The sequence below is a fragment of the Empedobacter sp. UBA5987 genome (assembly GCF_002429865.1).
Taxonomy (GTDB): Bacteria; Bacteroidota; Bacteroidia; order Flavobacteriales; family Weeksellaceae; genus Empedobacter; species Empedobacter falsenii_B.
On sequence record NZ_DJBB01000014.1, the window covers coordinates 1 to 12224 of the forward strand.

General features: G+C 32.5%; 11 protein-coding genes. 5 read left to right on the forward strand and 6 right to left on the reverse strand.

All coding sequences use genetic code 11. The features are described from left to right. Positions 1-94 precede the first annotated feature (94 nt). From rlmD to B3J26_RS01940, 4 genes are all read left to right on the forward strand, one after another. Entirely contained in the window at positions 95-1513 is a 1419-nt protein-coding gene (gene rlmD, locus B3J26_RS01925) for a 23S rRNA (uracil(1939)-C(5))-methyltransferase RlmD (RefSeq protein ID WP_291072954.1), read from the forward strand. A 17-nt stretch (positions 1514-1530) separates the two neighbouring features. Continuing rightward, on the forward strand, positions 1531-2148 hold the full coding sequence (locus B3J26_RS01930) for a DUF6452 family protein (protein ID WP_291072956.1): 618 nt from the start codon (positions 1531-1533) through the stop codon (positions 2146-2148). Further along, positions 2102-2788, forward strand: a complete 687-nt coding sequence (locus tag B3J26_RS01935) for a DUF6048 family protein (RefSeq protein ID WP_280035559.1) — start codon at positions 2102-2104, stop codon at positions 2786-2788. Before B3J26_RS01930 ends, B3J26_RS01935 begins: the two co-directional genes overlap by 47 nt. A gap of 205 nt (positions 2789-2993) precedes the next feature. Next, entirely contained in the window at positions 2994-3275 is a 282-nt protein-coding gene (locus tag B3J26_RS01940) for a GIY-YIG nuclease family protein (protein WP_125348802.1), read from the forward strand. Positions 3276-3335: 60 nt separating this feature from the next. Here the strand turns inward: B3J26_RS01940 and lon are convergent, their stop codons facing one another. The 4 genes from lon to B3J26_RS01960 all read right to left on the reverse strand — a co-directional run bounded on the left by lon (position 3336) and on the right by B3J26_RS01960 (position 10018). Beyond that, positions 3336-5774 (reverse strand): endopeptidase La, encoded by a 2439-nt coding sequence (lon, locus tag B3J26_RS01945; protein ID WP_291072958.1) that lies wholly within the window; start codon positions 5772-5774, stop codon positions 3336-3338. A gap of 202 nt (positions 5775-5976) precedes the next feature. After that, positions 5977-7113 (reverse strand): N-acetyl-alpha-D-glucosaminyl L-malate synthase BshA, encoded by a 1137-nt coding sequence (gene bshA, locus B3J26_RS01950; RefSeq protein WP_125348800.1) that lies wholly within the window; start codon positions 7111-7113, stop codon positions 5977-5979. 23 nt (positions 7114-7136) lie between these two features. Continuing rightward, a complete protein-coding gene (locus B3J26_RS01955) occupies positions 7137-8267 on the reverse strand; it encodes a serine hydrolase domain-containing protein (protein WP_125348799.1) in 1131 nt (376 codons plus the stop codon). A 2-nt stretch (positions 8268-8269) separates the two neighbouring features. Further along, positions 8270-10018 carry a glycoside hydrolase family 3 protein gene (locus B3J26_RS01960; protein WP_291072960.1) on the reverse strand — a complete coding sequence of 583 codons (1749 nt, stop codon included), beginning with the start codon at positions 10016-10018 and terminating at the stop codon, positions 8270-8272. Positions 10019-10129: 111 nt separating this feature from the next. On the opposite strand from B3J26_RS01960, the gene B3J26_RS01965 reads away from it, so the two are divergent. Further along, on the forward strand, positions 10130-11209 hold the full coding sequence (locus B3J26_RS01965; protein WP_291072962.1) for a TerC family protein: 1080 nt from the start codon (positions 10130-10132) through the stop codon (positions 11207-11209). A gap of 66 nt (positions 11210-11275) precedes the next feature. Here the strand turns inward: B3J26_RS01965 and B3J26_RS01970 are convergent, their stop codons facing one another. Both B3J26_RS01970 and B3J26_RS01975 read right to left on the reverse strand, forming a co-directional pair. Further along, positions 11276-11629: a hypothetical protein gene (locus B3J26_RS01970; protein ID WP_052217580.1), complete on the reverse strand. Its 354-nt coding sequence runs from the start codon at positions 11627-11629 to the stop codon at positions 11276-11278. Between the two features lie 67 nt (positions 11630-11696). Further along, positions 11697-12212: a c-type cytochrome gene (locus tag B3J26_RS01975; RefSeq protein ID WP_291072965.1), complete on the reverse strand. Its 516-nt coding sequence runs from the start codon at positions 12210-12212 to the stop codon at positions 11697-11699. Positions 12213-12224: the final 12 nt, after the last annotated feature.

Consider the following 12224-nt stretch of genomic DNA (forward strand, 5'->3'; position numbering starts at 1 on the left):
AAAGTTTAAACAACTTCATTATTTAAAATACAAAGATTGATTCCAAAAAAAGATAAAAAATTGAATATTTCGACGACTTCCTTACCTTTGCAAAATGTCAAGAAAAGCGAAACAAAAAATCATATTAAATAATATAGAAGTTTTACGTGCTGGTGCAAAAGGTGTATCGGTTGGTAAAACAGATGAAGGAAAAACGGTTCTGATAAAAGGTGCGATTCCAGGAGACGTTGTAGATGTACACGTTTTGAAGAAAAAAAGCAGCTATTTAGAAGGACAAGCAATCGAAATTCACACAAAATCGCCTTATCGTGTTCAGCCAAAATGTGAGCATTTTGGTGTTTGTGGTGGTTGTAAATGGCAGGATATGAGCTATGATGCGCAACTAAAATTTAAACACGACGAAGTAGTTAACAATTTAGTTCGTATCGGAGGTTTCAAAGATTTAGATGCTGAAATTGTTCCAATTTTAGGTTCTAAAGAACAATATTTTTATCGTAATAAATTAGAATTTACTTTTTCTAATGCACGTTGGTTAACGTTAGAAGAAATTCAGTCTGGGAAAGAATTTGACGACCGTAACGTAGTTGGATTCCATATTCCTGGTGCTTGGTCTAAAGTTTTGGATGTTACAAAATGTCACTTACAACGTGATCCTTCAAATGCGATTCGTGTCGAAGCAAAACGTTTTGCATTAGAGCATCATTTAGATTTCTTCGATTTAAAAAATCAAGAAGGCTTATTGAGAACGTTAATGATCAGAACTTCTCAGAATGGACAAGTAATGGTTTTGGTTCAATTTTTCCGTGAAGAAAAAGAAAATCGTGAAGCTTTCTTACAAAACTTGAAAGATAAATTCCCAGAAATTACTTCATTATTGTATGCAATCAATCCAAAACAAAACGATTCTGTTTATGATTTAGATATCGAAGTTTTTGCTGGAGATGATCATATTATGGAAAAGATGGAAGATTTGAACTTTAAAATTGGTCCAAAATCTTTCTATCAAACAAATCCAGAACAAGCATACGAATTATATAAATTAACACGTGATTTTGCAGGTTTAACTGGATATGAATTAGTGTACGATTTATATACAGGAACTGGAACAATTGCGCAATTCGTTTCGAAAAAAGCAAAAAAAGTAGTTGGTGTAGAATCTGTTCAAGAAGCGATTGATGCAGCAAAAGCGGCAGCAAAATTCAATGGAATTGATAATTGTGATTTCTATTGTGGTGATATGAAAGATGTATTGAATCAAGATTTTATCAACGAGCACGGAATTCCAGATGTAATTATTACTGATCCTCCACGTGATGGAATGCATAAAAAAGTGGTTGAAAATATTTTGTTCATGAATCCAAAACGTGTTGTTTATGTTTCGTGTAACTCTGCTACACAAGCGCGCGATTTAGAATTGATGAAAGATCAATATAAAATTGTTAAAGTTCAACCAGTTGATATGTTTCCACAAACACATCATGTAGAAAATATTGTACTTTTAGAGCGAATTTAAAATTCAATCAAAAAAAAATGAAAAATATTCAACGTTTTCTAGTTTATTCAATTTTCGCTTCTATAATTTCTTTAGCATTTTATAGTTGCGAAGACGATGATATTTGTACTGACGAAGGTGATGTTCCTCGCATGGTTGCTGATATGTATTATGATGGAACAAATGTTCCTTTAGAAGATTCGATTTATTATTGGGCGTATGTTTATAATGATTCGATTACAAAAGGAATTAGAGAAGCTACAGGAACGAGTAAAGATACTGTCTTAATCGAAAAAAATTCTGCTTTAGGAAAAACGAGTTTCGGAATTGCTTTGCGTAATAATTCAAAAAAAGAAATTTATTATACTATAGCGCAAGGTCCAGATATAGATGTAAAAGATTCTATAACGGGTAAGGTCATCAGAACAATCCCTGCAAAACGTGATCGATTGATTTTAAAATACGATACACTTGGAAATGGCTATACTTCTAAAGCTTGCGGTTTTGGATTAACTTTTAAAGGAGTTGATGTAAAACTGGTTACGAAAACTGCAAATAGTTCTGGAAATTGGATAAAGAAAATAGAAACTGTAAATACTGAAATTAAAGATGGTTCGACAACTGTTATTAAGCTTTTTGCTGACGAGCGCAATTAATTTTGCATTTGGTCAAGAAAATAAAACTGATTCGACAAAAGTTTCGGTTACAGATTCTATTCTCAAAAAAAAATACCACGATATTTTTATCGGTGTAGACGTTTTCAATCCAATTGTTTCTGCTTTCAACGATAAAAAAGGAGTTAGCGCTTATGCTTCTTATCAAATCAATAATAAGTGGCATGCCGTTGTAGAAGCTGGTTTCGAGAAAAATAATTTCAATGAAATCAATTGGGATGTTGATGTTGACGGCGTTTTTGCAAAACTTGGTGCAAACTGGTTTATAACGCAAGATATCGAAAATCAATCGAACGGAATTTACATTGGTGGACGAATTGCGTATTCTAAATATTCGCAAACCATCAATAGTTATCCGATTAGAGATTTACAATCAAATGAGATTATAGGGACAGGAAGTTTGCCAAAAGCGAATGTAAGCAGTTATTGGATAGAAGCTGTTGTCGGTGGACGTGTAGAGATTTTTAAGAATTTTTATGGTGAATTAGCCTTACATCCTGCAGCTTATATTGGTGGTAAAAAAGATCAAGGAATTGATCCTTTGGTTATTCCTGGTTATGGGAAATATAGTGGTCCTTTTAATATGCCTGTTTTTTGGGGAATTGCTTATAAGATAAAGTAAAACTAAGGTTAAGATTTAGACTAAAGTTAAGATAAAGTATACAAAAAAAGGAACTCTAAATTGAGTTCCTTTTATGTTGATGCGAAGCTGAAATGAATTCAGCTTGACATTCTTTCTCTACATTATCATTAATAATCCTTTAATTAGTTTATCTAACGAAGTCATCCTGAACTCGTTTCAGGAACATATCATATAAGGAATTCTTATGAAAATATATTATGTTTATATACTTACAAACAAATATCGAACTGTTTTCTATATTGGAGTTACCAACAATTTAATTAAAAGAATAGAAGCTCATAAAGAAGGAATTGGTTCAGCTTTCACTCAAAAATACAATGTAAAATCATTAATTTATTTTGAAGATTTTACTTCAATTAGTCAAGATATGTTAAGAGAAAAGCAATTGAAAAATTGGAAACGGGAATGGAAAATTAATTTAATTAAATCTAAAAATCCAAATTTAGAAGATATTAGTATTCTATAATAAACAAAAAAGGAACTCTAAATTGAGTTCCTTTTTATATGTTCTAAAAAGATTTATAGATTAATCCAAAACCTTTGCTCCTTTTACTTTTTGATTCGTTAAAGCAATATCCAAAACTTCTTTCATTTCTTTTACAAAATGAAAAGTCATTCCTTTTACGTATTCTGCTTTAATTTCTTCAATATCTTTTCGGTTATCTTCGCACAAAATAATTTCTTTGATATTTGCACGTTTTGCCGCTAAAATTTTCTCTTTAATTCCGCCAACTGGCAACACTTTTCCACGAAGCGTGATCTCACCTGTCATTGCTAATTTTGCTTTTACTTTTCGTTGTGTAAAAGACGAAACCAAAGACGTCAACATTGTAATTCCGGCAGATGGTCCATCTTTTGGCGTTGCTCCTTCCGGAACGTGAATATGAACTTTATAATTCTCGAAAACTTCTGGTTTAATTCCCAATTCATCCGCATGCGATTTGATGTATTCTAATGCAATTGTTGCAGATTCTTTCATCACAGTTCCTAAATTTCCTGTGATAGAAAGTCCACCATTTTTTGCTTTCGATAAAATAGATTCGATAAACAATATATCCCCTCCAACACTTGTCCAAGCTAAACCAACCACAACACCTGGAACTTCATTGTTCTCGTATTGATCTGGCGTAATAGAAGGACCTAAGATTTTCGAAATATCTTCAATTGAATATTTAGTATTAAATTCTTCTTCCAACGCAATATGTTTTGCAGCTGAACGAACTAATTTCGCAACTTTCTGATTCAATTTACGAACACCAGATTCACGCGTATAACCTGTTATTAAATATTCGATTTCTTTTTTTCCTAACACAACATCTTTCTCTTTCAAGCCATGTTCTGTTAGTTGTTTTGGTAAAAGGTGACGTTTTACGATTTCAGATTTTTCCTCGATTGTATAACCTGCAATATTAATCATCTCCATACGATCACGTAACGGACTTGGAATATCTCCAATATTATTGGCTGTCGCTATGAAAAATACTTTCGATAAATCGTAGCCAATTTCTAAGAAATTATCATAAAAAGTTGAATTTTGCTCTGGATCTAAAACCTCTAACATTGCTGATGAAGGATCTCCATGCGCACTAGCCGACATTTTATCAATCTCATCTAAAACAAAAACCGGATTCGACGATTCAGATTTTTTAATTGACTGTAAAACTCGTCCTGGCATCGCTCCAATATAGGTTTTACGATGACCACGAATCTCAGATTCGTCGTGTAAACCACCCAACGACATACGTACATATTTGCGCCCAATCGCTTCTGAAATAGATTTCCCCAACGATGTTTTACCAACACCCGGAGGTCCATATAAACAAAGAATTGGCGAACGCATATCCCCTTTCAATTTCAACACAGCAAGATGCTCCAAAATGCGTTCTTTCACATCTTCTAAACCATAATGATCATGATCTAAAATTTTCTTTGCATTCTTGATATCAAAGTTATCTTTTGTCAAGGTATTCCAAGGTAAATCCAACATAAATTCAAGGTAATTACGCTGAATATTATGTTCTGGCATTTGCGGATTTAGACGAGAAAGACGGTTGATTTCTTTATCAAAATGATTTGCTACATCTTCGCTCCAACTTTTCGTTAAAGCACGTTTGCGCATTTCATTAATTTCTTCTTCTGTCGAATTTCCTCCTAACTCCTCTTGAATCGATTTGATTTGTTGATTTAAGAAATATTCTTTTTGTTGTTGATCTAATTCTTTGCGAACTTTATTCTGAATTGTATTTTTCAACTCCAATTTCTGAAGCTCAACATTCATAAAACGCATCACTTCCATTGCGCGAAGTTTCATATCAGAAATCTCTAACAACAATTGTTTTTCATCTAAACTCAACGTCAAATTAGACGCTACAAAGTTGATTAAAAATGTATTACTTTCAATACTTTTTATAGCTCCTGCAGCTTCCGAAGGCAACATCGGATTTTCTTCTACAATCTGAAAAGCTAAATCTCTAATCGACTCAATAATAATTGGATATTCTTTGTTGCGTGATGTCGGAACTTTTTCTGTCAGAATTTCTACTTCTGCCTTAAAATAAGGATCATTTGAAACAAATTCTTTTACTTTAAAACGTTTCATCCCTTGTAAAATCACCGTAATGTTTCCATCTGGCAATTTTATCATTCGCATGATTTTCGCAACTGTACCAACTGTATACAAATCGTCTTGTGTAGGATCTTCCACAGCAATTTCTTTCTGCGAAAGCACTCCAATAATGCGATCTTCTTTGTAAGCTTGTGTTAAAAGTTGTATAGATTTATCTCTACCCGCGGTAATTGGCGCAACCACACCCGGAAATAAGACAGTGTTTCTTAACGATAAAATAGGCAATACCGAAGAAATATCTTGCTTATTTAGCTTACTTTCTTCGTCTTTACTCATCAAAGGAATTAATTCGATTTCTTCTTCCATTACTTGTGCTAATGACAAATTGTCTATGTTCATAATTTTTTTATACGTTCAAAGTGTCAGTAAAACTATTTTTAACTGACGAAAGCCTTTCATAATAACAACATTATTAAGATTTGAATCTTGTCTAAAGCATTTAGAAAAGCGAGTATAAATAAGTCAAACGTTATGCCAATAAAATATATTGTCAGTTTTTCAATAAAGGTTTTGAATGAGGATGAATAAAAAAAATCGGGATTTACCCGATTTTAGATTTTGCAATTACTTTGCGGTACAATTCTTCATATTGCGGAAGAATATTCGTTTTATCAAATCGTATCGCTTGTTCTTTTGCTTGATAACTAAACTCTGCCAAACGCTTTTCGTCCTCTAAAATATAAATCGCTTTTTCTGCCATCATTTCGATATCTCCTACTGGGCAAACAAAACCAGTGACTCCGTTAATATTTACTTCTGGAATTCCGCCTGCATTGGACGAAATAACCGGAACACTTGCCGCCATAGCTTCAAGTGCTGCCAATCCAAAACTTTCTTGTTCAGACGGTAAAAGGAATAAATCTGCCGCTTTCAAAACATCATTCAAGTCACTTACCATTCCAAGACTTTTCACTTTATCTTGAATTCCAAATTCTTGAATCATTTGATCCGCCATATCCCATTCAGGACCTTCTCCAGCAATAATCAATTTCGATGGAATTTGTTTCTGGATCAAATTAAACGTTCCAATTACATCTTCAATACGTTTTACCTTTCTCAAGTTTGAAGTGTGCAAAATTACCTTCTCTTTTGGTTGCGCAAAATTATCACGACAACACACACATTTCTCTGGCAAATATTGATCATTATCAATAAAATTTGGCACTACTTCTATTTCATTTGTAATGTCAAATGCTTGTAAAGTATCTTGTTTCAAACTTTCGGAAACTGACGTTACAGCATCCGATTCATTGATCGAAAACTCAACAGCCGTTTTATACACAGGATGTTTCCCTACCAACGTAATATCTGTTCCGTGCAACGTTGTTACAATTGGTAATTTATACCCCTTTCGAGCCAACATTTGTTTCGTAAAATACGCCGCATACGCATGCGGGATCGCATAATGTACATGAACCAAATCTAATTCGTAATGCAAAACTTTATCATACAAAATTGTACTCAACGCCAAATCGTATGGCTGATATTGAAACAATGGATACGTTTCGACATGAATTCGATGAAAGTATATATTTGGTAATTTGATGTTTAATCTCGCAGGAACATTTGTGCTAAAAAAATGTACTTCATGACCTTTTTCCGCTAAATCCATTCCCAGTTCTGTTGCCACAATTCCACTCCCTCCATAGGTTGGATAGCATACAATTCCTATTTTCATTCGCGATTTTTATTTAGACAAATTTAAGGTAAAATTGCTTCATAAATTACTTGTCGAATATTTTCTCTCACTTTTTTAATGGAAAGATAATTTGGTTCGACGGTTTCATTGACACGATTCGAAAGAAAAATATACACTATATTATATTTAGGATCAGCCCAAACCATAGATCCAGTAAAACCTGTATGACCAAAACTTTCGACAGATGGGCCAACTTTAGAAATATGTTGCATTTTATCAAAACCAGCTCCACGATGATTTCCTTTGAATTGTTGTTTTGTAAATTCCGCAACTATCTCTGGCTTCAAATAAACCTCATCGCCATATTCTCCACCATTCAAATACATTTGCATCAATTTTGCCAAATCAATCGAGTTAGAGAATAAACCAGCATGACCAGCAATTCCGCCCATCATCGCAGCTCCTTGATCGTGTACAAAACCATGTACCAATTGATTTCTATAGGTTTTGTCGTATTCGGTTGGAATAATATCTTCTAAACTAAATTTTTCTTTTGGATTAAAAGTTGTGCGATACATTCCCAATGATTGATAAAATTTTTCTTGTGTCAGTTGATTCAAATCTTTCCCAAAATCCTTTTCTAATTTCTTCTTGAAAATATAATAGCCTAAGTCTGAGTATTCGTATGATTTACGGCCTAAAGATGATTTATAAATATCTTCGTAAATCGTATCTTTAATAGAGTTGATAATATAAATGTTATCTGTAACTTTTATCTGATGTTCCTCATCTTGCTTTCTCGAATAGAAATCTAAATATAATCGCGCATTTTTTACATTGACAGTTTCATTGTAAAAACCAATCCATGGCTTAAGACCAGCTTGATGCGCTAATACTTCACGAACTTTTAAGGAAGATTTGTTCGAGTTTTTTGCATCATTATCAATTTCTCCAATTGTTTGCTCAAGGTTTAATTTTCCTTCGTTTACCTCCAGCATCAACAAAGGCAACGTCGCCGTCACCTTTGTTACAGAAGCGACATCATATAAATCTGTCCACTTCACTTTTTTTAAAGAATTTTTATCTTGAGTTCCAAAGCTTTTATCATACACGATTTTCCCGTCTTTTGCGACTAAAATTTGCATTCCAGGCGTGTAATGATTTGCAATTGCTTCTTCGGCAAGTTTATCTATTTCTAAGAGTTTTTTTTTCCTAAATTCACATTTTCAGGTGCAGTAAATCCTAAACGTTTGATGTGTTTTGTTACAATTCCTTGCCCTTCTTTCAAGTTTTGATTGATATCTACCGGAAATGTTCCATCTGCATCAATTGCTCCAAAAATAACTTGCGCAGCAGCTGCTTGCGCATCTTTTGTATTTTGATAATGAACTGTAACCGCATCTAAATTTGATAAATCAAGATCTTTCAAACCATAAGGACTTGTGAATAATGAGAAGATTTTCTTTTTATCTTTTGGTAATGCTTTCAAAATTGCTTTCGAGTTATCTGACAATTTATATGGTTTGTAAACCGTTTCATTCGATAAAAACGCTCCCGAAATAATCACATCATAATCATTCAATAAATTGATCTGATTTGGATTTGAAATCTTCACCAACTCAACATTTGTATATTTTTGTAAATGTCTCAAAAATTGATCATAATCTGTTTGTTCAAGGGGAACAAAAGCTATTTTTTGATTCAATTTTTTAATTGGTAAAAGTTTGTGTTCATTCTTTACAACTGTCGAAGCTTTCTCAAAAATTTTAGTTGTTAACGCTAGATTTTCAGGAGAATTTAAATCTTCTAAAACATTTGCAGAATTTAAAGTTTTTATTTCATTTAAACCTGTAATATATTTTGCCATCAAAATTTTCTTCACACTTTCTTCTAAACGTGCTTCAGAAATCTGACCTTTATTTATTGCATCAATAATTTTTTGTTTCCCAACGTGTACATTTTGCGAAAACAATAAAATATCATTTCCCGCTACAAATGCTCTATAATCTACATCACCAGCAGGAAACATTTTTGCTACACCATCCATATTCAACGCATCTGTAATCACAATTCCTTTGAATTGTAATTCTCCTTTCAAATAATCTGTAATAATATTTTTAGATAAAGTTGAAGGTATTTTTGGATCTGGTTCTAAAGCTGGAACATTTAGATGCGCCACCATAATTGACTGTACACCTTCATCAATCATTTTCTTGAAAGGTGCAATGTGATATTTCTCTAAATCTGCTTTATTATCTGGAATCAACGGCAAAACTTTGTGCGAATCTTGATCTGTATTTCCATGTCCAGGAAAATGTTTTGCAGACGATAATACGTTTTGCGCACGCATTCCATCCATATAAGCAATTCCTTTTTCTGCAACTCGATCTGGATTTGAACCAAAAGAACGATTCCCGATAATTGGGTTATTTGGATTAACATTGACATCAACTGAAGGTGAAAAATTAAACTGAACACCCATTCTGTTCGCTTGTATACCAATTTGTTTTCCAACTTGATACACCAACTTATTATTGCGTAGAGCACCAAGCGTCATATTCCAAGGAAAACGCTCCACTCCTTTCAAACGCATTGCCAATCCCCATTCTGCATCCATTCCAATTAACAATGGAATTTTAGAAATAGATTGAAATTTATTTGTCAACTCAATTTGATGAGCCGCTTGATCTTGCATAAAAATTAATCCTCCGATATGTTCTTCTTCAATTAATTTTTGAATATCATTCTCATGCACCGCATCTCTGTTTGTATAGGCTGCAACGATAAATAACTGACCTACTTTCTCTTCCAACGACATAGAATTGTACTTTTCATCCACCCATTTCATCTGAATAGAATCTTTGTACAATGGTGAAACGTGTTGCGCTTTCGAAGCTATAGGTAAAATAATTGTTAAGAATACGTATGCGATTACTCTTTTCATTCCGGAATAAATTAATTTTGCTTGTTTTTTCTTTTTTAGAAACATTTTTTAAAGGCCAATCGAGTTAGGATTGGTAAATTTATAGTAAATTGTCAAATTAAATAAATTTATATGAGTATTTTCAGTGTTGTACAGGATAGCATGTTGAATCATCCTGGACTAATAACTGTTTTTGGGGTTGCAGTAATTATTATGTTGCTACTTGATTTAGGTGTTTTTAATAAAAATGCGCACGCGGTTTCGAACAAAGAAGCGCTTACTTGGACTGTCGTTTGGATTTCCTTAGCGATGATTTTTAGTGGTGTAATTTATTTCGTTTTTAAAGAAGCAGATGGACATGCATTTGCCATCAATAAATTTTCGCAATTTCAGGCGGCATATTGGATAGAAAAAGCCTTATCCGTTGATAATTTATTCGTCTTCATCCTCGTTTTTGGGTTCTTCAAAATTCCAAAAGAATATCAACATAAAGTCCTTTTTTGGGGAATTTTAGGTGCTCTTCTTTTTAGAGCAATCTTTATTTTTGCAGGAGTTGAGTTAATTAAAATGACTTATTTACCAGCTTTTTCAATTGGAGATTGGCACTTCAATCTTGGTGATGAAGCTACTCATGCAAATTTTGAAGCAAAACAATTCTTCCGTCCAAATGTTGTGTTAACACTGTTCGGATTCTTTTTAATTGTTGCTGGAATCAAATCTTGGAAATCAAGTGACGATGATGAAAATCAAGATTTATCACAAAATTTTGGTGTTAAATTGGTACACAAATTCTTTAAGGTTACACCAAATTTTGATGGCGATAAATTCTTTTCTGTACAAAACGGAATTAAAATGGCAACACCACTTTTCGTCGCTTTAATGGTAATTGAAGTAACTGATTTGGTTTTCGCTGTAGATAGTATTCCTGCTATATTCGCTGTTGCTCCAGATGATCCTTTTATTCTATATTCATCTAATATTTTTGCAATTTTAGGACTACGTTCATTGTATTTCTTGTTGGCAAATTCAATGGATAAATTCAATAAACTACATTACGGTTTAGCGATTATTTTAAGTTTTATCGGAATTAAAATGATTATTATGCCATTCTATCATTTCGAATCGACTATTTCATTGTCAATAATTGGTGGAGTTTTATTAATAACAATTATTTGGTCGTTAATTTCGAATAAATCAGAGGTTAAAGAGTAGATTATTACTTCGAAATAAATTTAAAAAAGCCATTCGTAAGAATGGCTTTTTTAAATTTTATACATCTCACTTTTTATCTTCTATTGGTAAATTAATAACTTTTTCTAGATCTCCATTTTCATTGTAATTATAAATAAATCCATATTCAAAATTTTGATGAAGATATTTTTCAATTTTGACTAATCTATTATCTCTATAATATCCAATATAATAAGCATTTTTAACATTAGTTGAATCTTTCATTTCAAACTCATCATATAAATCTAATGGATGAGAATACTTTCCAAAACCAAGATAATATTTTTTTACGATTAAGTCTTTAGAACCGGATTTTGTAACCGAGTTATTTTGAATATTTCTTTCTGTTTTATTACAACTAAATATCGATAAAGCAACAAGAATGCATAAAAATTTAATCATACCAATAATGTTAACAAGCTTAAATTTATAAAAAAAGCTCCAAAAATGGAGCTTATATTTCTATTCTTTATTTTTTCTCAACTTTCGCTGAACCAGATGCTGGAGCTAATTTTTCTTTTGCAACATCTTTCACGTTTTTCAACTCAACGTTTACAGGCTCAATCAATGATTTTGTAGGACTTTCGTTACCTCTGTGGCACATTACACATGTTACAACATTGATCATTTCTGGATTTTTTGAGTTTTCCCAGTTGAAATTTTTTGCGTTTATATCACGTGTCATCACAATCATATGACGTGCAAATTCCTTTTCTTTTTTTGCATCACTTGCAAAATCCATCTTTTTCGTATCTGGATTTTCGGCGTGGCAAAAATTACATTTCACACCTAAAGCAGCATTATATCCGCGCATCAAACCTTTCAAACTATCTTCCGAAATGTTTTGTGGTAACACTTTTAGATTTTTCCATTCTGAACTTGAAATTGCTTTTCCTGTGTCAATTTGACGAGAAGTCGTAAACGAAAAAATACTAAACATCAACGCTAAAACTCCCAAAGAAACCATTATTCTATTTGTTTTCATTTGTAATAATTT